At 64.1% G+C, this 19,400-nt stretch carries 17 protein-coding genes; 7 read left to right on the top strand and 10 right to left on the bottom strand.

Going from position 1 to position 19,400, the window contains the following annotated elements:
- The first annotated feature begins 33 nt into the window (after positions 1-33).
- Genes V5738_RS11925 through V5738_RS11905 form a run of 5 tightly spaced genes read left to right on the top strand, consistent with a single transcriptional unit; the run spans position 34 to position 4,877 of the window.
- Entirely contained in the window at positions 34-1,662 is a 1,629-nt protein-coding gene (locus tag V5738_RS11925; RefSeq protein ID WP_423821026.1) for a hypothetical protein, read from the top strand.
- A 43-nt stretch (positions 1,663-1,705) separates the two neighbouring features.
- The gene (locus V5738_RS11920; RefSeq protein ID WP_423821025.1) at positions 1,706-2,596 is read left to right on the top strand and encodes a uracil-DNA glycosylase; all 891 of its coding nucleotides are present in this window, start codon (positions 1,706-1,708) and stop codon (positions 2,594-2,596) included.
- On the top strand, positions 2,593-3,063 hold the full coding sequence (gene rimI / locus V5738_RS11915) for a ribosomal protein S18-alanine N-acetyltransferase (protein WP_423821024.1): 471 nt from the start codon (positions 2,593-2,595) through the stop codon (positions 3,061-3,063). The genes V5738_RS11920 and rimI overlap by 4 nt, the downstream gene beginning before the upstream one ends.
- Complete coding sequence (locus V5738_RS11910) at positions 3,060-4,337, top strand: MFS transporter (protein WP_423821023.1); 1,278 nt, start codon at positions 3,060-3,062, stop codon at positions 4,335-4,337. Before rimI ends, V5738_RS11910 begins: the two co-directional genes overlap by 4 nt.
- 3 nt (positions 4,338-4,340) lie before the next feature.
- The gene (locus V5738_RS11905; RefSeq protein ID WP_423821022.1) at positions 4,341-4,877 is read left to right on the top strand and encodes a GNAT family N-acetyltransferase; all 537 of its coding nucleotides are present in this window, start codon (positions 4,341-4,343) and stop codon (positions 4,875-4,877) included.
- Positions 4,878-4,915: 38 nt separating this feature from the next.
- Here the strand turns inward: V5738_RS11905 and V5738_RS11900 are convergent, their stop codons facing one another.
- The 9 genes from V5738_RS11900 to V5738_RS11860 form a co-directional block, all read right to left on the bottom strand.
- Positions 4,916-5,107, bottom strand: a complete 192-nt coding sequence (locus tag V5738_RS11900) for a hypothetical protein (RefSeq protein WP_423821021.1) — start codon at positions 5,105-5,107, stop codon at positions 4,916-4,918.
- Between the two features lie 83 nt (positions 5,108-5,190).
- Positions 5,191-5,748: an NUDIX domain-containing protein gene (locus V5738_RS11895; protein ID WP_423821020.1), complete on the bottom strand. Its 558-nt coding sequence runs from the start codon at positions 5,746-5,748 to the stop codon at positions 5,191-5,193.
- A gap of 15 nt (positions 5,749-5,763) precedes the next feature.
- The gene (locus V5738_RS11890) at positions 5,764-7,764 is read right to left on the bottom strand and encodes a transglutaminase TgpA family protein (RefSeq protein WP_423821019.1); all 2,001 of its coding nucleotides are present in this window, start codon (positions 7,762-7,764) and stop codon (positions 5,764-5,766) included.
- The gene (locus tag V5738_RS11885; protein WP_423821018.1) at positions 7,764-8,690 is read right to left on the bottom strand and encodes a DUF58 domain-containing protein; all 927 of its coding nucleotides are present in this window, start codon (positions 8,688-8,690) and stop codon (positions 7,764-7,766) included. Before V5738_RS11885 ends, V5738_RS11890 begins: the two co-directional genes overlap by 1 nt.
- A gap of 169 nt (positions 8,691-8,859) precedes the next feature.
- Positions 8,860-9,780 (bottom strand): AAA family ATPase, encoded by a 921-nt coding sequence (locus V5738_RS11880; protein ID WP_423824176.1) that lies wholly within the window; start codon positions 9,778-9,780, stop codon positions 8,860-8,862.
- Between the two features lie 119 nt (positions 9,781-9,899).
- The gene (locus V5738_RS11875; RefSeq protein ID WP_423821017.1) at positions 9,900-10,385 is read right to left on the bottom strand and encodes an FxsA family protein; all 486 of its coding nucleotides are present in this window, start codon (positions 10,383-10,385) and stop codon (positions 9,900-9,902) included.
- 33 nt (positions 10,386-10,418) lie between these two features.
- A complete protein-coding gene (locus V5738_RS11870; protein ID WP_423824175.1) occupies positions 10,419-13,361 on the bottom strand; it encodes a valine--tRNA ligase in 2,943 nt (980 codons plus the stop codon).
- A gap of 121 nt (positions 13,362-13,482) precedes the next feature.
- Positions 13,483-13,917, bottom strand: coding sequence for a DNA polymerase III subunit chi (locus tag V5738_RS11865; RefSeq protein WP_423821016.1), 435 nt, complete (start codon positions 13,915-13,917; stop codon positions 13,483-13,485).
- A gap of 16 nt (positions 13,918-13,933) precedes the next feature.
- Positions 13,934-15,439, bottom strand: coding sequence for a leucyl aminopeptidase (locus V5738_RS11860; protein WP_423821015.1), 1,506 nt, complete (start codon positions 15,437-15,439; stop codon positions 13,934-13,936).
- A gap of 203 nt (positions 15,440-15,642) precedes the next feature.
- On the opposite strand from V5738_RS11860, the gene lptF reads away from it, so the two are divergent.
- Positions 15,643-16,740, top strand: a complete 1,098-nt coding sequence (lptF, locus tag V5738_RS11855) for an LPS export ABC transporter permease LptF (protein WP_423821014.1) — start codon at positions 15,643-15,645, stop codon at positions 16,738-16,740.
- Positions 16,737-17,801, top strand: a complete 1,065-nt coding sequence (lptG, locus tag V5738_RS11850) for an LPS export ABC transporter permease LptG (RefSeq protein ID WP_423821013.1) — start codon at positions 16,737-16,739, stop codon at positions 17,799-17,801. Before lptF ends, lptG begins: the two co-directional genes overlap by 4 nt.
- A 78-nt stretch (positions 17,802-17,879) precedes the next feature.
- Here the strand turns inward: lptG and V5738_RS11845 are convergent, their stop codons facing one another.
- Positions 17,880-19,376: an amidase gene (locus V5738_RS11845; protein ID WP_423821012.1), complete on the bottom strand. Its 1,497-nt coding sequence runs from the start codon at positions 19,374-19,376 to the stop codon at positions 17,880-17,882.
- Positions 19,377-19,400: the final 24 nt, after the last annotated feature.

Below are 19,400 nucleotides of genomic sequence, written 5' to 3'. Positions count from 1 at the left end.
AGCGGGGTTTGATTCGCGGTTGTGGGGCCCGCCATGAGCCAGCAGGCCGCAGCGTCCCGAAGCAGTTGGCCGGGGCCGCTTGGCGTCGGTTTGATGCTGATCGCATTGGCCGTCCTGGCCACGCAGGTTCTGCGTATGCCGATCGGTCTGTCAGAGGCATCGGCATTGGCCTGGGTCGATCGCTTTGCCGACTCGGCGGCGATCGGCATCGATTCCTTCGTGCGGACCGCGACGACAGCCCGGGCCGCTGGCCAGCCTGTGTTGGCTATAGCCTTGGCCGGCGTGCTGGGCTGGTTGTTCCCTGCGGTAGACACTCTGATTGTGCTGCGCCTACCCGATGCGCTGGCGGCGTTGCTATTACTGGGATTGGTCTATCGTCTGGCAGGCCGCGGCGAAGCCGGTGCCGCGGCAGGGCTGTGGGTGCTTGCCGCAAGTATTGCCAGCATTGGCTGGATCGCACCGCCGGGCTGGATCGTGGCCCAGCTCGCTGCGGTGATGCTCTTGGCAGGGTATCGGGCTCATATCATAGGCCACAGGCGCAGTCGGGCCTGGGTCGCGCTGATCGCCGGTCTCGGCCTGCTCGTCGCCGAAGGTGCCGGTGTCTATGCGATCGCGGTATTGGCGGGCGCCTGGTTGCATGATGGTTGGGTTCGCCGTGATTGGCGGCTGCTCGGCAGCCACCGGCGGACCGCGCTTGCCGCCCTGGTGCTGGCTGGGTTGACCCTGACACCGATTCTCGGGGTGCCGGATCTAGGCATGTTGGCACGGCTCTATCAGTCGCTGTCGGCGCCGATTGGCTACGACGGATTGGCTTTGCTCGTGCTGGCCTGTGTTGCGGCCTGGGGGATTTTCGTCGTCCCGGCGGTGCGGGCGACATACCAGCAATATCGCGGCGCCGCCGGGCGCCATCTGCTCATTCTGGCGTTCGCCGTGCTGGTACTGACGATGGCCGGCACTACGCCCGCTGCTGCTGCCACCGCGATGGCGCCGTTTATCGCGCTGTGGCTGATCGCGCCGGCGTTGATGCCGGCCGAGGATGATCGTCGGCGTCTATTGTCCAATCTCTACAGTCTGGTTTTCATGGCCCAGGCAGTGGTGTTGGCCAGTTGGAGCTTGGTGGCCGGCCATGGCTGGGTAGAAATGCCTGTGGCCTGGGGGATCGCGGTCGCGGTTGTCGCGATGGTGGTGGGGGCGGTGCTGGCGGCACGTCGGCAGCGTTTGGGCGCGGCCGGTGCCGGTGTGCTGCCGGTCGTCCTGTCGTTGTTCGCTTTGGCGATCGCCATGGTGGGGGTGTTCGATCAGCCGCGTCGGCTGACGCCCCAGCGTCTGTTCGACCAAGCGCTGGCCGCGGCGATAAAGCCGCTGCAAGATCGGCCGATCGCAGTGGTGGCGCCAGTGAACACAGCGCTCTGGCGCGCGGAGTTGGGCCGTCCGGTGTTCACGGCGGCCGATCCGCCGGCGCTGTGTCGCTGGGTGGCCGATAACGGCACAGGGCAACGGCCGTTGGCGTTGATCCAGGCGCGTGCCGTCGATCGTATTATCGCGCGACTCCCGACGGCGCAACGCGAGCTGCAATCGCCAGGAACGCCGGCCAGCTCGGTGATGGTGGTCAGCCTGGGGTCGCTGTCTGCAGCTGACTGTCGGTCGATGTCCGCGCGATGAGCGAGGGCTGGCAAAGTTGGGTAAACCGTTTAGGCTTTGATGCATGACGAGCGACGAGCGCCGCAAAGATTATCTGGCCGCGATGGGCCTTGTGGACTGGCAATACCGCGATGACGGACCATTGGCCGGCACCGCGACCGGCCCAGGAGAGCGGCCGCCAGCGGTCGCTGAGGAGTCCGGCCAAAGCGCCTTGGCCGACGATGAGTCTGTGGCTGTGACGCCCGAAAAACCGCGCCACGAGCCCGTCGCCGATGTCGATGTAGCCAGCCAGGTTACCGAGGCTGCCGCGCCGGGCGATGCGCCGACCGGGGATCAGGTATGCATACAGGGCGAGCCAGTGTCCGCGGCCGAGTCCAGCGCTGATGGTGCCGAACTTGGCGCACTCGACTGGCGCGGCCTAGAAGCCTATCTCGGGCGCCAGGACCACCGCGGTGCGTCGCGCCCGGTGTTCGGCATCGGTGCTCGCGATGCCGATGTGCTGATCGTCGGCGAGGCCCCGGGGGCGAACGAAGATGCCCAGGGGGTGCCGTTCGTGGGGCGGGCTGGCAAGCTGCTCGATCGCATGCTGTTTGCGATCGGCTGCTCTCGCGATACCAACGTCTATATCACCAATATCTGCAAATTCCGCCCGCCCGACAATCGCGACCCGACCGCCGATGAAGTCGCTGCGGATTGGCCGATTCTCGAGCGTCAGATCGACCTGATGGCGCCGAAGCTGGTGGTCGCGGTTGGCCGAGTCGCGGCCCAGACGCTGCTGGACTGCCAGACGCCGCTGGGCAAGCTGCGCGGCCGCCTGCATCGCTATCCGCGCCGGGAACTGGATGTACTGGTGACCTATCATCCGGCTTATCTGCTGCGCAGCCCGGATCAGAAGAACAAAGCCTGGGCCGATCTGAAGATAATCGCCCGGCATATCGGCAGTTGGGGCACATGAGCGCGCGCGCCGATGTCCTCTGGCGAGTACGACGCATGCGCCCCCGAGACGTGCCTGCGGTCGTGGCGATCGAGCACAGTGCTTATGATTTTCCTTGGAGCGAACGGATCTTTCGCGATTGCCTGCGCGTGGGCTATCGGGCCTGGGTGGTCCAGCACGCCCGGGCTGCGATCGCCGGTTATGCACTGGCTTCGATCGCGGTGGGCGAGGCGCATCTGCTCAATCTTTGTGTGGCGGAACACGCCCGAGGCCAGGGCGCTGCGGCCTGTTTGCTCGAAGCCGTGATCGCCCAGGCCGAGCGCGAGAGTGCCGCCGAGCTGCTGCTGGAAGTGCGGCCGTCGAATCGGGCCGCGCGTCGGCTGTATGTTCGCTACGGCTTCGAGACTCGTGGCCGTCGGCCCAACTATTATCCCTGCCGGGACGGGCGTGAGGATGCACTGCTGCTATCAAAGGTGATTGGACATTGAGTGATGCGTCGCGTCGCGCTCGGCTGGGCTGGGCGTTTTACGACTGGGCCAATTCTGCGTTCGCGACCACGGTCGTAGCGGGTTTCTTTCCGGTGTTCTTCAAGACGTTCTGGAGCGCCGATTATCCGGCGGAGACCAGCACGCTGCAGCTCGGGCTAGGCAGCGCGCTGGCTAGCCTGGTGGTGTTGTTTGCCGCGCCTCTGGGCGGGGCGATCGCGGATCGCCGTCATCGCAAAAAAGCCGGACTGTTCTGGGTTACCGCACTGGCCGTGGCGGCCACCGCCGGGCTGTTCTGGGTCGGCCGTGGGCACTGGCTGCTGGCGATGCTGCTGTTCGTCGTGGCGTCGATCGGTTTCTTCATGGCCATGGTGTTCTACGACAGCCTGATCGTCGATGTTGCCGCGCCGGCGGAATACGACCGGGTCTCCGCGCTTGGCTACGGGCTCGGTTATCTTGGCGGCGGGCTGCTGCTTGCGCTCAACGTGGCGATGACGCTGGCGCCAGACTTTTTCGGCCTGGACGGACGGGCCGATGCGATCCGCTGGTCCTTTCTCAGCGTTGCCGTGTGGTGGGCTGTATTTTCGATTCCGTTGTTCGTATCGGTTCGCGAACCCTCGCCGCAGCAGGCGCCGGCTGCCCGCGATGCGCTGCGTGAGGGCCTGCGCGATCTGGCGGGAACCGCGCGCGAAATCCTGGGCCAGCGCGAAATCTGGTTGTTTCTGCTGGCCTACTGGCTGTATATCGATGGCGTACACACGATCATTCGCATGGCCGTGGATTTCGGGCTGTCGTTGGGCTTCGGCCAGGAAAGCCTGATCGTGGCGCTGTTGCTGGTTCAGTTCATTGGTTTTCCTGCGGCCGTGGCCTTCGGCTGGCTGGCCTCGTTTTGGGAGACTAAGAAGGCGATCTATCTGGGGCTGGCGATCTATGCCGGTATTACGGCCTGGGGCTATTTCCTGACCTCGGTCTGGCAGTTCTATGTCATGGCCGGAGCGATCGGTCTGGTCCAGGGCGGGGTGCAGTCGCTGTCGCGCTCTTACTTCGCCCGGCTGATCCCGGAAGGCAAGGCCGGCGAGTATTTCGGGATCTATAACATGATGGGCAAGTTCGCGGCGGTGATCGGGCCGGTACTGGTCGGCGTCACAGCGGCTTTGTCTGGCAGTTCACGGCTGTCGATCGTTTCGATCGTCGTTCTGTTTGCGATCGGTGGCTTCCTGCTGACCCGCGTCGATGCTCGCCAAGCGCCAGGCACCGGGCAAACCGAACAGGGCTGATCGATGTTTGCCTATCCGATCGACGAAGACTTGGCGCTCGAACTGTTGGCGCCGCACCACGCCGAATCCTTGTTTGCGCTGATCGATGCCAACCGGCGACATCTTCGTCGTTGGCATCCCTGGGTGGATGCGACCCGAACGGTCGATGACAGTCGAGCGTTCATCGAATCGACGCGCCGCCAGTATGCCGATAACGGCGTATTTCAGACGGCGATCCGGCAGCATTCGATGCTGGTCGGTATAGTAGGTTTCAACCAGATCGACCATGCGAACCGCTGGGCGACACTTGGCTATTGGCTGGCCGCGAGTGCACAAGGCCAAGGCATCGTCACCCGGGCCTGCCGAAGCTATATCGCGCATGCGTTTTCGATGCTCGGCCTGCATCGCATCGAAATTCGCTGTGCGAGCACCAACGACCGCAGTCGGGGCGTCCCCGAGCGCTTGGGATTTACCCTAGAGGGGGTGCTTCGCGATCGCGAATGGCTATACGATCGGTTCGTCGATCACGCCGTTTACGGGCTGCACGCAGCCGACGGCTAGCGCATACCAGCGAAACGCTCGCGCCCGGCGACGGGGCGTCAGCGTGTGGCACGCCACCAAAGCCCGTATGCGGTTGAGGTCGCGAAAAACAGCAGCGACAGGCCGAACAACTCGATCGCGGCCAGCGACGAAACATGCCAACCGGTCTGCACGAAAAGCCCGTGCACGAACAGCACAATGGCCACCAGCAGAGCGAGCAGACACGAGATCAGACGAACGATGCCTGCCATGGCTGGCCCACCTGTCGTTTTCGGACTCGGTATTTGAATCCTACGACGTTTCAGGCTCGGATGCACCTTGGGTTGCCGGATGCTCAATCCATATCCGGCGGCGCTTTCAACCAAGCCTCGACCTGCGGTGGCAGTTCGCGGGGCTGTGGGTCGTAGCCTTGGCGGCGCAACCAGTCGCGAACCGCGAGGCCAGTGCCGCCCGGCCAATACTCGGCGTCGGCCTTGTCGACATGAAACCATTCGGCCAGTTCTTCGTTGAGCGCGATATCGCCTTCGCCGACCAGATGATAGGCGAGTAGCAGCTGATTCTTGCGAGCGAAGCCATAGGCGCCGATGAACTCGGTTACGGTCGCCTCGATGCCCAGCTCCTCGGCAACTTCGCGGACCACGCCCTCGATGGGTTCTTCGCGCGGCTCGAGAAAGCCGGTGATCAGGCCGTACATGCCTTCGGGCCACTGGACATTGCGGGCGAACACCAGATGCTGCTCGTGCTCGACCACGGCCGCGACCACCGGGATCGGGTTATCCCAGAAAATATAGCCACAGCGGTCATCCGGACAGGCCAGGCGTTCGAAACCTGCGATATCGCGTGCGGTCAGGGGCGAGGTACAGACCGGGCAATAGCGACGACGATCATCCATATTGGCTCCAAGCGATCAACGAAGACGGCCGAGGCGAAAGCGGCGTGCGCGCTTGATGAAGGCACGTCGCTCGGCCCCGGCCTCGATCGGGCGACCATAGCGCAAACGCGCAAAGCGTTGGGCCAGATCGCGGATCGGCCCGGCCAGCGTCGGTCGACTGGCAGCCACGCGCTCGGCATACGATAACGGCGCCTCGCCGGTATGTGGCGCTAGACCCTGGCGTGCCAGCCGGCGAGTCACGCCGTGCCAGGCGCGCAGTACTGGGTCGGTCGAGCGGGTCGGGCGCATGCGCCAGCCAAGCCATAGCGAGATCAGCCCGAGCATGGCCACGATCAGGCCGGTCAGCATTGCGATCGCCGGGCCGAAACCGTTCAAGCCGAGCGCAGCGAACAGACGTTGTTGCAGCGACGGACCATAGGCTAGAAACCAGCGGTTCCAGCCGGCTTCGGCGGCATCCCAAAGCATCCGGGCCTGATACCAGGCGCCGTTGCTCGAATGGCGCGTCATGAAAGCCAGGTCGGCCCGGTTGGCGACCGCCGAGTCGATGCCGCGATCGATGCGTGTGGGGGCTACGGCTGCGGTTGGGTCGATGCGCACCCAGCCGCGTTCGGCGATCCAGACCTCTGACCAGGCATGGGCATCGGAGTCGCGGACGATCCAGTAATCGCCGAAGCCCGCTTTTTCGGCCCCCAGATAGCCAGTGACCACCCGGGCCGGTACGCCGGCCGCCCGCATCAGAAAAGTGAATGCCCCGGCGAAATGTTCGCAGAAGCCGGCCCGGGTATCGAACAGGAAAGCATCGACGCGATCCGAATCCCCAACCGTCGGCGGGCCCAGCGTATAGCGAAACGGCTGAAGACGGAACATCGTCAGTGCTGCATCAACGATCGCCTGCGGTGCGTCGTATCGATGCTGCCAGCGCCGAGCGAGCGCATGGCTGCGCGGGTTGCCGGCCGACGGCAGTTGCAACGCGCGCCGGCGCGCAGCCTTCGATAACCGGGCGTCGAGCGTGTAGCGGGTGGCCGATGTCTCGACATAGTGAATCCGCCGGTCCACCGGCCCGGGCGCAACCAGGCTGGCCCCGGGGGTCGCTCGATGGGTGTGATCGGCCGTGATCGGTACATCGAGGCCGATCAACCAAGGCTGGCGGCTGGGCGCGAGCGTGATGTCGACGCGGCGCGTATCGCCCGTGGGTACGACTTGGCTGGCCGGGAGACGATGGGCAGCGTCGGCTCGGGTTTGCCAGGTGCCGTTATCGAGATCCCAGAGCACCGGGCCCCGCCAATAACGCTGGGCCGGGGGCGGCGGTGAACCAGCAAAACGCGCACGAAAGGCGATCCGATCAGATCGGGCGAGTCGTGAGATCGCGCCCGGGGTCATCTGATCGGACAGGCCGGTCGTGCCTTGGGGCCCGGATGGCTCCGGCAGTCCCCAGAGTGGGCCAGGCAGCCTTGGAAACAGAACGAAGAACGCGCCTGCGACCGGCAACGCTAGGATTAGCAGGCGGATCGACTCGCGCGCGGCCGCTCCGGGGCCAGCGTCGTCCCCAGCATGGAAATGAATGAAGGCCGTGACGACCAGCCAGCTCGCGGCGATCAGGTAGCCTGCCATGGCCATCGACTGGGAGAACAGAAACTGGGTGACGAGCACGAAACAGCAGAGCGTAAGCACCACGATCGCATCGCGGTAGCGCACGGCCTCGAACAGCTTGAGCGCGAGCATGAGTACCAGTAGGGCGACGCCGGCGTGCTGGCCGTTGATACGGCCGAAGCCGACGAACACTGCAGCCACGACCGCGATCGTGAGTACGGCGCGCATAGCCGCCCCCGGCACCCGCCAGTCACGCCACAGAGCCAGCCCCTGCCAGGCCCATAGCAGGCCAGTAAGCAGGCACACCCAAAACGGCAGATGCGCGATATGCGGCAGACTGATCAGGGCCACGACGATCAGCAGGCCGGCGCGTTCGACCCGGCCGATCGAAGCCGTAACGGTGCTCGCCTGCGCAGGCCGAGGCATCAGAATAGCGCCAGTGCCTTAAGGCAGGCCTGTCGGTGCGTACGGCCGCGCGCCGGGCCGAGCCGTAGGCCCGGTAGCTGCAGCCCGTAGGGCACGGCCTGATCCTCGGCTGCAATGATCCACTGAGTCAGTTGGCTCAGCCGGGTTTCGCGATCCTGCCCGGCCAGAGTGTCGTAGTCGAGCCACTGTGTCGGGCCGGAGGTATCGGCTCGCTCGATGACCAGCAGGCGGTCCGCGCGAGCGCTGGCCTTCCAATCCACATGTCGGGGCGAATCGCCGCTTTGGTAGCGTCGATGGCCGGCGAACATGGTCTCCCCACGGCCGCGCTCGAGGGGGGCCGCCAGATCGTGCGCTCCGCCGAGCGGCGTCTTCTGGGCACCGCTCGGGCGCGGATAGACCAGTGCCGGCGCCGTCGGCGCCAGACGTATCCAGCAGCGGAACAGGCCCATGGGGTAGCGGCTTTCGATATGCAGCGCGGGGCAGGCTTGCCAGCCGCGATGCCGGGTCGGAACCGGCATGTCGATCGTAGCCGGACTGTCCCGCCGAACCCGAACCGGGCGCGAGATATGCGCCGTGCGCGGCCATCTCAAGCGCAGCCCGCGTCGCTGTAGCCGGGCATCGCTGGCCAGCGTCACGGTATAAACCAGATCTTGCCCGGCGAATACGGGTTCGGCATGTACGGCCCGAAGATACAAGCCGGCCAGATTGCGATGGGCGCGATGCATCGACACAAGGGCCGCGGCGCCGAGCCAGAAAGTCAGTGTGAAAGCGAGGTTGTTGCCGTAGTTGGTGGCGCCGAGCAGCATGACGATCAGCACGGTCGCAAACAGAGCGCCGGTCTTGGTCGGCAGAATGAAGATGCGCCGCCCGGGGACACGCAGCGGCGGGGCGCCGCTGGGCACGCGTCGCCGGATTGCGGCGTCCACGCGGTGCCCGATACGGGGGGTTAACATCCGCGGCGCATCGAGCCCCGGCGCGCGCTGAACCAGCGAGGCCCGTTACAGCGGGTTAGGTGGGGGCGCCTGGGCCGAAAGAAGCCAGCTCCTCGGCTATCCGTGGCGCCGGGCACTGGAATACGGGCATATAACAGAGGCTTCATCGGCCACCATCGATCGGCACATGGGCGAGTAGGTAAGCGGCCGGTGAATCAGTTTTGGCGTCGGTCAGCCTCAGTCGATGGTCGGCGATGGCTGGCAGCACAGTCTGGATATCCTCGGGCAGTACATAGTCGCGGGCATCGATCAGTGCCCAGGCCTGGGCGGCACGCCGCAGCGCCAACCCGCCGCGCGGCGACAGGCCGCGCTCGAATGCCGAATCCTGGCGGCTGCGATCGACCAGGGCGAGTAGATAATCGAGCAGGGCGTCGCTCAGGGTCACATTAGCGGCAGCTTGCTGCCAGGCCTGCAGTTCGGCCGGGCTGGCCACTGGTGCCAGTCGTCCCTGCGGCGCATGTTGCGCCGGCCGATGACCGGCCAGCAGGCGTCGTTCGGCTGCCGGCGACGGATAGCCGAGGCTGAGCCGCATCAAAAACCGATCGAGTTGGGAATCCGGTAGTTCGAAGGTGCCGCTGTGATCGACCGGGTTTTGGGTCGCGATTACATTGAACGGCGGTTCGAGCACATGGGTGATGCCTTCCACGGTCACCTGGCGTTCGGCCATGGCTTCGAGCAGGGCGCTCTGGGTGCGCGGGCTGGCGCGGTTGATCTCGTCGGCCAGAATCAGTTGGGAAAAGATGGGGCCGGGTCGAAACACGAATTCGGCTTCGTTGCGATCGAATATCGATACGCCCAGGATATCGCTGGGCAGCAGATCGGAGACGAACTGGATACGCGAGAACGCCAACCCGAGCGTATCAGCCAGGCCGTGGGCGAGCGTGGTCTTGCCGACCCCGGGAATGTCCTCGATCAGCAGATGTCCGTCGGCCAGCAGGCAGGCCAGGGCCAGGCTGACCGCATGATCCTTATCGTAGAGCCGTTCGGCGACCGACGACCGGACCTGTTTGAGGGCGCCGGCAATAGCATGAGATTCCAGCGGCGGCGTTTCGAGCGCGGGCGACATGACGAATCGGCAGGCCTTGGGTGGGCTACTTCGCCAGCGTATCGAAGCCGCGCGCGCTTGGCATCCTCGGTGTAGGGCTAGTCGCGTCGGTTCAAACGATTGTCTTCGCGCCGCTCATGCTCGCCTTTGCGCTGATACTCGCCTTCGATGGTGCCGTCGTTGTCGAACGGCCCGCGCTGGGGGCCGCCGCCCATACCACCGGGCGAGAGAATCACGAACCGCGATAACAGCGAGCGAGCCAGCTGCTGGCGTAGTTTCGGTACCAGCAGTACGAAGCCGAGCGCGTCCGAGATGAAGCCGGGCGTCAGCAACATGAACCCGGCCAACAGCAAGGCCGCACCGTCGAGCATCGGCAGGGCCGGGGCTTCGCCTCGGGCCTGGGCCGAGCGAATCCGGTTCATGACTTCCAAGCCCTGGCGTCGTACCAGCTGGCTGCCGATCGCCGCGGTGAGAAGCACCAGGGCGACGGTCGGGATGATGCCAATGACGCCGCCGATCTTGATCAGCAGAAACAGTTCGACGATCGGGGCAATGATAAACAGCAGTAGCAGTCGACCGGCCATGATCAGGACCTCGCGGGTTGATGGGAATCGCGGCTAGAGCGCCGCGATCCGGGCGCGCTGTTCGGACAGCTCGCCGTGTTCACGTTCGAGTTCGGCCGCCTGGGCGCGGGCTTTGTCGACCACCTCGGCCGGTGCTTTGGACACGAAGGAATCACTGGCCAATCGATTGCGGACCCCGTTGAGATCCTTATCGAGCTTGGCCAGACGCTTGTCCAGGCGGGCCAGTTCGGCCTCGGTATCGATCAGCCCGGCCAGCGGCACGCGCAGCTGCATATCGCCGACCAGGGCGACCGCCGACTCCGGAATCTCGGATTCGGGCAGCTCGTCAATGGATTCGACTCCGGCCAGGAAATCGATCGCCGCGCGATGGGTCGCCAGGCGCTGGCGATCAGCATCGGAGACCTGGGCTACCATCACCGGAATCCGCTGCTTGGGCGCGATATCCATCTCGCCGCGGATCGTACGCAGACCGTTGATGACTTTTTTCAGCCATTCGATCTCGGCCTCGGCACCGGCATCGATCCGGGCTTCGTTGGCTACCGGATAGGGCTGCAGCGAAATACTGTCGCCGGTTTCAGCCAGCGCTTCGCCACGTGCCAGTGGGGCCACGCGCTGCCAGATCTCTTCGGTGATGAACGGCATCAACGGATGCAGCAATCGCAGCATGGTTTCCAGGGTACGGACCAGTGTACCCCGGGTGCCGGCCTTGGCGGCCACGCTCGTATCGCCCGACAACACCGGCTTGATCAGCTCCAGATACCAATCGCAGAAATGGTGCCAAATGAAATCGTGGATGGCGTTGGCGGCCAGATCGAAACGATAGGTCTCGAAGTGGGCGGCCATGTCGGCTTCCAGCCGCTGCAGGCGGGATACGATCCAGCGGTCGGCCGTGGACAGCGCCACGGCCTCGTCGGCGGCCGGCACGAAATCGTCCGGCACCTGCATCAAGGCAAAGCGCGCCGCGTTCCAGAGTTTGTTGCAGAAGTTGCGATAGCCCTCGACGCGGCCGAGGTCGAAACGGATATCGCGGCCATAGGAGGCGAGGGCCGCGAAGGTGAAACGCAGCGCATCCGTGCCATGGGCGGCGATACCGTTCGGGTACTCGTCGCGGGTGGCTTTTTCGACCTTGGCGGCTTTCTGCGGCTGCATCATGCCCGAGGTACGCTTGGCGACCAGCGATTCCAGGTCGATGCCATCAATCAGATCGATCGGGTCCAGGACGTTGCCCTTGGACTTGGACATCTTATTGCCTTCCGAATCGCGCACCAGGCCGTGGATATAGACCTCGCGAAACGGCACATCGTCCATGAACTCCATGCCCATCATGATCATCCGGGCGACCCAGAAGAAGATGATGTCGAAGCCAGTGACCAGGACGTTGGTCGGATAGAACAGCTTGAGTGCTTCGGTGTCGTCTGGCCAGCCGAGGGTGGAAAACGGCCACAGCGCCGACGAGAACCAGGTATCGAGGACGTCTTCGTCCTGGGTCAGGCGTACGGTCTCGGGCAGGGTATGGGCATCTCGGACCGCGGCCTCGGTTTCACCGACATAGACGTTGCCAGCCTCGTCGTACCAGGCCGGGATGCGATGGCCCCACCACAGCTGGCGGCTGATGCACCAGTCCTGGATATTGCGCATCCACTCGAAATAGGTCTTGGACCAGTTTTCGGGGATGAAGCGGATGCGCCCGTCTTCGACTGCTTCGATCGCCGGTTTGGCCAGGGTCTGGGCATCGGCGAACCACTGATTGGTCAGCATCGGCTCGATTACCGCGTTGGAGCGGTCGCCGTAGGGCTGCATGATCTTCTTGTCTTCGATCGTGATCATCAGGCCGTCGGCATCAATCGCAGCGACGATCTGTTTTCGCGCCTCGAAGCGATCCAGGCCGCGGTACTCGTCGGGCACCAGATTGATGGCATCGACGGTCATGGCCTCCGGCGTATCGCCACTGGCCACGATCTCGGCGGCCTGGGCGGCGGCTTCGGCGTAGCGGTCGCCGTCGGTGCGCAGGGTCGCCGAGTCGTCCATCAGACGATACATCGGGATGCCATTGCGCTTGGCGACTTCATAGTCATTGAAGTCGTGGGCGCCGGTGATCTTGACTGCGCCGGAGCCGAAATCCGGATCCGGATATTCATCGGTGATGATTGGGATCAGGCGACGCTGACCCTTCGGGCCGACCGGGATTTCGCAGCGCAGGCCGACGATCGGGGCGTAGCGGGTATCTTCGGGGTGAACGGCGATCGCCCCGTCGCCAAGCATAGTTTCCGGGCGGGTGGTGGCGATCGAGATATAGTCGCGGGTTTCGCGGAAGGTCTCGTTGCCGTCGGCGTCGGTTTCGATGTATTCGTAGGTGGCGCCGTTTTCCAGCGGATACTTGAAATGCCACATATGGCCGTCGACCTCGACGTTCTCAACTTCGAGATCAGAGATCGCGGTATGCAGCACCGGGTCCCAGTTGACCAGCCGCTGGCCGCGATAGATCAGGCCTTTGTTGTAGAGATCGACGAACACCTTGGTGACCGCCTTCGACAGGCCCTCGTCCATGGTGAATCGCTCGCGCGACCAGTCCACCGAGGCACCGAGGCGTCGCATTTGGGTGGTGATATGGCCGCCCGATTCGGCCTTCCACTGCCAGATGCGATCGACGAAGGCCTCGCGGCCCATCTCGTGGCGCGAGCTGCCTTCGGCCTCGACCTGGCGCTCGACCAGCATCTGGGTCGCGATACCGGCGTGGTCGGTGCCCGGCTGCCAGAGGGTCGGGGCGCCGACCATGCGGTGGTAGCGCGTCAGTGCGTCCTGGAGAGTGTCGTCCAGGGCATGGCCCATATGCAGACGGCCGGTGACGTTGGGCGGCGGCAGCATCACGCAGAACGGGTCGCCGGTGGCGCCCATATCCGGCGCGAAATAACCGCGCTCTTCCCAGACGGGATACCAGCGGGCTTCGATCGCGTGTGGGTCGAAGGTCTTGTCCATCTCGGCCATGGAGGGTCTCGTTGTGTCGTGATACGGGCGGATCAGCCGCTCAGTTTGCGGCCGCTGGGCGGCTGTTCCAAGCCCCCGGGGGCCAAAGCCGGCCCCGGGCACGATGTGCGCGCTAGCGGGACGGGATCTTGTGCGTGGTCAGCTGATAGCCGCGGTCTTTGTAAAAACGATAGCGCTGGCGCGCATCGGCCACCTGGCTTGGGGCAACGATTTCGTTGTGTCGGGCAAAACGCGAAAAAAAGCCCCCGACGTCGCCGGCGATATTGACCAGCACATCATCGAAGCCGGTTGGGGGCTCGCCGGTGCCGATGACGACCGGGGTCAGGTCGTCGTCGGCTGTCAGGTCGGCGGTCGTGGCATGCGGTACAAAGCTGCCCTGGCGAAACGACCAGAGCATACGATCCAGGGTTTCGGCCTGGGCGTCGTCAGCCACGTGGATGAACACCCGATGACCTTCGCCGTGGGCTTTTTCGGTCAGCCGGCAGGCAAAATGGGCCGGTGCCTGCTCGGCAGTATCTTCCAGTATGTAGAAGAAGACTTCGGTCATCGGGAGTCGTCGTCGATCAGCCCTGGTAGGTGCGGTCGATCAGATACTGCGTAAGCAGACTGACCGGACGGCCGGTGGCACCTTTTTCCTTACCGGACTTCCACGCCACGCCCGCGATATCTAGATGCGCCCAACGCAGCTTGCGGGCAAAGCGGTGCAGGAAGCTGGCCGCAGTGATCGAGCCGCCGGCGCGCCCGCCGACATTGGCCATATCGGCGAAATTGGAGTCCAGATCCGACTGATACTCTTCCCACAGCGGCATCGGCCAAGCGCGATCGCCAACCTGGTCGCCGGCATCCCGCAGGGCACGCCGCAACGGGCTGTTGTTGCCGTACAGGGCCGCCGCTTCATGGCCCAATGCGATCACAGCGGCGCCGGTCAGGGTCGCCATGTCGACCACGGCATCCGGGTCGTAGTTGCGCTCGACGTAGGTCAGAGCATCGGCCAGCGCCAAGCGTCCTTCGGCGTCGGTATTGAGGATCTCGATGGTCTGGCCCGACATGCTGGTCAGGATATCGCCCGGCTTATAGGCATCGCCGTCCGGTAGATTCTCGGTGGCGGCGATCACGCCGACCACGTTGATCGGCAGATTCATCTCGACCGCGGCCTGCATGGCACCGAACACGCTGGCCGCGCCGCCCATGTCGTATTTCATTTCGTCCATGGCCGCGCCGGGCTTGAGGCTGATGCCACCGGCATCGAAGGTCACGCCCTTGCCCACCAGCACGGTCGGTTTATCCGACTTGGTGCCGTTGTTGTATTCCATGACGATCAGCTTGGCCGGCTGCGAGGAGCCGCGGGAGACACCCAGTAGCGCGCCCATGCCCAAGGCTTCCATATCCGCTTCTTCCAGCACCTGGGTCTTGAGCCCGTTCATGCGATCGGACAGTGAGGTTGCCTGGTCGGCCAGATAGGTCGGGGTACAGATGTTGCCCGGCATGTTGGCCAGGTCCTTGGCGAACTTCACGCCGTTGGCCGTGGCCACCCCTTCATTGACGCCGCGTTCGGCGGCCGGTAGATCGGAGCGCCGCGGCACCTGAAAGACCAGCCGCGAGAGTTTGCGGCTGTGCTTTTCATAGGAGGGCCCCTTGCAGGCCTCGAAGCGATAGAAGTTGTCCTCGATGGTCAGCAGTGCCTGTTTGACGCTCCAACCGAAATCGTCGCGCCCGCGGACATTCAGTTCGGTCAAATAGAAAGCCGCGTCCACGCCGCCCATGGCATCGAGCTCGGCAGCGGCTGCAGCGCAGGCTTTTTGATAGGCACGGGTGTTGAAATCGCGTTCCTTGCCACAGCCGACCAGCAGGATACGATCGCAGAACAGATCGCCCAGCCCATGCAGTACTGTGGTCTGGCCGAGTTTGCCGTCCATATCGCCACGCCGCATGACCGAAGCAATCAAGCCGCCACTGGCCGCATCCAGAGCCTCGGCTTGCGTCGACGGCTTACGGCGATCGAAGATACCGACGATGACACAGCCGACCCGCTGTTTTTCGGGGCTGCCGCTCTTGACGAGATATTCCATGCGTTTCTCCTGCAAAGCCAAGATTTGTAACGTGTGCGTTAGCGCGGGTCCCGAAGTATGTAGACCTTCAAAAGAAGTGGTTACGGCCCGAGCAAATATATCGAATGCGCGAAGTCTACATAATTTTTCGAAAAAATCATCCCCCGGTTATTTAATTAGCTTCTTAATGAAACATTCCGTTATCTGCCCCGGTTTGGCTATTCATGCCTAGTGTTGTTTTCCGGTACCTGTTCGGCGAGACAGCCAAGACCTGGCTGATCATCACCTCGGTGCTCGTTTTCTTGACTCTCGGGATCGGTCTGTCCCGTTTCATCGGCGATGCTGCAGCCGGCGAAGTCCCCGTGGATACGGTCGCAACCCTTGCTGCACTCAGCGTTGTGAGCAACCTCGAAATCGTGATGCCGATTTCGGTATTGCTGGCGATCATGCTGGTGGTCGGTCGTTTGTGCCGTGATAACGAGATGGCAGCGCTGATGGCAGGCGGGGCCGGGCTATCGGTGATCTATCGTCCATTTCTGATGCTTGCGGCGCTAATTGCGCTATTTGCGGCGACCATGTCCATTATTGCTGCCCCTTATGCCCAGCGGGAAATGAATCGGCTCGGTGCGCAGACCGCGGCCAATGCCGTGAAGTCGGTCACACCAGGACGTTTCGCAAGCTTCGACGACGGACGCGTGTCGTTCTATGCCGAGAGCCGGGACGATCGGGGTCGTCTGCACAACGTATTTATTCGGTTGGTGCGCGAGCGCGATGGTGCGGACCGGCAGACCATCGTGACCGCCGAAACGGCGCGTCAGAGCGTCAGCCGACAACACGCCGTGACTCTGGTGCTGACCGATGGTTGGCGTTATGAAGGCGTGCCCGGCGATGCCGATTATCGGGTGGTGCAGTTCGCCGAACACGGCGTGCGGCTGCGTCCACCGCAGACCGCGGACGACGACGATGTCGATGCCCAGACGACGCTGACCTTGATGAATAGCGACGATCCGGAAGCGATCGCGGCTTGGCAGACCCGAATTTCCGTGCCGCTGTCGATCTTTATCCTGACCCTGATTGCGTTGCCAATCGGGCGGGTGCCGCCCCGGGCCGGGCGCTATGGACGCGTGATCGTGGGCATTCTGTTCTATGTGGTCTATCTCAACCTCGTTCGGCTGTCGGGCCAGGCCATCGAAACCGGCGCGCTAAGACCGCTGATCGGCGAATGGTGGGTCCATCTCGTGGTGTTCGGGATCGCCCTCGTATTGATCGCGCGTGAGAGCGGCTTCGGGCGTCGGTCGCGGCGCGCTAGGAGCGCGACATGAATCTGATCGATCGCTATATCGCGAGAGCCGTTCTGGCCGCCACCGGCGTGGTGGTTGTGGTGATCGTGGCGTTATTAATGCTGATGCTGTTCATCAGCGAGGTCGACAATCTCGGTCAGGGCAGCTTCGGCCTGATCAAGGTGCTGGTGTGGTGCGTGTTGATGCTGCCAACGCGCATCTATCTGGTGCTGCCGGTGGTGGCCTTGCTCGGCGCCTTGCTGGCGCTGGGGGCGTTGGCGGCCGGCAGCGAGCTGGTCGTGATTCGCAGCGCTGGTGTGTCGATGAAGCGTCTGGCGGTATCGGTCGGTATCGCGGGCTGTGCGTTGGCGCTGATCACGGTCGTGCTCGGGGAGCTGGCCGCACCCAAGGGCGTACAGACCGCCACCCAGCTACGCGACAAGGCCCGCCACGGCGAAGCCCGGCGCTCGGTGGACAATGGGCTCTGGCTGCGGGCCAGCGGCTATGTGCTGCGTATCGATTCGGTGCTGCCGGGCGGGCGTATCGACGGCCTGGATGCCTACGAGATCACTGACGACGGCCGGCTAAAACTGGCGCTGACGGCTGACAACGCCCATGTCGACGGCGAGAAGATCGTGATCAGCCAGCCACGCATCACAGCGTTGCACGCCGACAGCAGCCAGACCCGTAAACCGGATCAAACATTGCTGCCGATCGCGATCAAGCCGGAAACACTCGAGCTCGCGGTGACCCAGCCGGACGAGCTGTCGTCCTACGGGCTGTGGCAGTACATCAACTATCTCGAAGCCAACGACATCGATGCCGACGATTACAAGCTGGCGTTATGGCGCAATATCGTGACCCCGTTCACGGTCTGGGTGCTGGTGATCTTCGCTTTGCCGTTCGCTTTTGGTTCGCTGCGCAGCGCCAGCGCCGGACAGCGTTTGTTCATGGGCGGATTGATCGGTCTGTTGTTCTTTCTAATCAATGAAATCGTGGCGTCGACCGGGCCGGTCTACGGGGTGCCGCCATGGCTGGCTGCGAGTTTGCCGACCGTATTGCTGGCCGGTGGTACCGGTTATTGGATGCACCGATTGAACTAAGCGCCGGCGCAGGTTCACAAGAGTCCGATCGTTGTCTGAAAACGAGCCCCTGCGCGACCGACTGGGGCCATCGCTTGATCAGCGATCGATGCCAGCGATCTGGGGCAGTCGGTCGAACCAGGGGTAGGCGCGTTCGAGCTGGCCGGCCAGTTGAAACAACAGGCCTTCGCTGCCGGGTGGGCCGACCAACTGACTGCCCTGGGGCAGGCCAGAAGCGCCAATCGACAGTGGTACCGACATGGCGGGCGTGCCGGTGAGATTGGCCAGCTGGGTGAACGGAACATGACGTAGGTTGGCCTCGGCCAGCTGCGCGACAATCCCTGAGCGCAACAGAGCACGGCCGCTGGGCAAGCGCAACAGCGGGCGGAGTAGCGTGCGTTGCCAGGCAGGGGTGTCCAATTCGCCGATGGCGACGGGTGGGCCGGCCAGAGTAGGGCTCAGCAGTAGGTCGTAATCGTCGTGGAAAGCTGCCAAGGCGCGGCGGTAATCGAGCCGACGTCGTTGTATGGCCTCGTATTCGAGCGCCGTTAGGGCCCGTCCCAGATGCGCCATGGCCCGGGTGTCGAGTTCGAACTCGTCGGCGCGGGCGTCAGTGTCGGCCCGGGTCTGATCGACCATGGCGGCCATCTGTACGAACCACAGCGATAGAAAGTCGGCACCAAGCTGGCGCCCGTCGATCGCCGGCGTGGCCGTTTCGACGCCATGCCCGAGTGCTTCGAGTTGCTCGATGGCGGCTTTTAGCGCCTGGTCGGTTTCGGGCGCTAGGGCATGGCCGAGCGGTGAGTCCGTCATCACGCCGATACGCAGCGGCCGCGGATCCCGTTCGGCGGCCTGTCGGTACGACGTATCCGGCGCTGCGATGCGCACGATCGCGCCGGGCTCGTAGCCGCTCGTGGCATCCAGCATGGCAGCGCTGTCGCGCACCGAGCGGGTAATGACGTGGTCGACGGCTGCGCCCTGCATCAGATCGGTATGCCGCGGGCCGCCGGGTACGCGGGCGCGGCCGGGCTTGAAGCCGAATAGACCGCAGCAGGCCGCCGGGATCCGAATCGAGCCACCGCCGTCGTTGGCTGCGGCCATCGGCACCGCGCCGGCCGCCACGGCCGCCGCCGAGCCGCCAGAGGAGCCGCCTGGGGTGTGATCGGCGTGCCAGGGGTTGCGGGTCGGGCCGTTCGCCTCGGGTTCGGTGACGCCTTTGGCTCCGAATTCCGGGGTATTGGTCTTGCCGAATAACCGCACGCCAGTCGCCAGGAAACGTGCCACGATCTCGGCGTGGGCAGCCGGCTTGCTGGCTGCGCGCTTGAGCGCGCGATTGCCACAGCCTGTCGGAACGCCGGCGTAATCCTGGAACAGATCTTTGAGCAGAAACGGCACCTGGGCGAAGACGCCGTCGCCGCACTGCGCACTCGCGGCCGGCGGCGGGTCGATGCGCGTGACCACGCAGTTGAGTATCGGATCGACCGCATCCAAGCGCTGTCTAGCGCAGGTTAGAAGTTCGTCTGCGCTGACTTGGCCGCTATGAAAGAGTTCGGCCAGGCCCAGCGCGTCGTAGCGGATATAGTCTCGATGGTCCATTTCGGCCCCCTGCCGACCGCGAAT

It is taken from the genome of Salinisphaera sp. SPP-AMP-43, assembly GCF_049568105.1.
In the GTDB taxonomy this organism is placed as follows: domain Bacteria; phylum Pseudomonadota; class Gammaproteobacteria; order Nevskiales; family Salinisphaeraceae; genus Salinisphaera.
The sequence above is the reverse complement of the archived record's forward strand: the minus strand, read 5'-3'. Positions and strand labels throughout refer to the sequence as shown.

What these genes read in the sequence shown, in the direction of transcription:
- V5738_RS11925 (WP_423821026.1), top strand. Translation starts at nt 34, where the DNA reads ATGAGCCAGCAGGCCGCAGCGTCCCGAAGCAGTTGGCCGGGGCCGCTT.
- V5738_RS11920 (WP_423821025.1), top strand. Translation starts at nt 1,706, where the DNA reads ATGACGAGCGACGAGCGCCGCAAAGATTATCTGGCCGCGATGGGCCTT.
- rimI (WP_423821024.1), top strand. Translation starts at nt 2,593, where the DNA reads ATGAGCGCGCGCGCCGATGTCCTCTGGCGAGTACGACGCATGCGCCCC.
- V5738_RS11905 (WP_423821022.1), top strand. Translation starts at nt 4,341, where the DNA reads ATGTTTGCCTATCCGATCGACGAAGACTTGGCGCTCGAACTGTTGGCG.
- V5738_RS11900 (WP_423821021.1), bottom strand. Translation starts at nt 5,107, where the DNA reads ATGGCAGGCATCGTTCGTCTGATCTCGTGTCTGCTCGCTCTGCTGGTG.
- V5738_RS11895 (WP_423821020.1), bottom strand. Translation starts at nt 5,748, where the DNA reads ATGGATGATCGTCGTCGCTATTGCCCGGTCTGTACCTCGCCCCTGACC.
- V5738_RS11890 (WP_423821019.1), bottom strand. Translation starts at nt 7,764, where the DNA reads ATGCCTCGGCCTGCGCAGGCGAGCACCGTTACGGCTTCGATCGGCCGG.
- V5738_RS11875 (WP_423821017.1), bottom strand. Translation starts at nt 10,385, where the DNA reads ATGGCCGGTCGACTGCTACTGCTGTTTATCATTGCCCCGATCGTCGAA.
- V5738_RS11870 (WP_423824175.1), bottom strand. Translation starts at nt 13,361, where the DNA reads ATGGACAAGACCTTCGACCCACACGCGATCGAAGCCCGCTGGTATCCC.
- V5738_RS11865 (WP_423821016.1), bottom strand. Translation starts at nt 13,917, where the DNA reads ATGACCGAAGTCTTCTTCTACATACTGGAAGATACTGCCGAGCAGGCA.
- V5738_RS11860 (WP_423821015.1), bottom strand. Translation starts at nt 15,439, where the DNA reads ATGGAATATCTCGTCAAGAGCGGCAGCCCCGAAAAACAGCGGGTCGGC.
- lptF (WP_423821014.1), top strand. Translation starts at nt 15,643, where the DNA reads ATGCCTAGTGTTGTTTTCCGGTACCTGTTCGGCGAGACAGCCAAGACC.
- lptG (WP_423821013.1), top strand. Translation starts at nt 16,737, where the DNA reads ATGAATCTGATCGATCGCTATATCGCGAGAGCCGTTCTGGCCGCCACC.
- V5738_RS11845 (WP_423821012.1), bottom strand. Translation starts at nt 19,376, where the DNA reads ATGGACCATCGAGACTATATCCGCTACGACGCGCTGGGCCTGGCCGAA.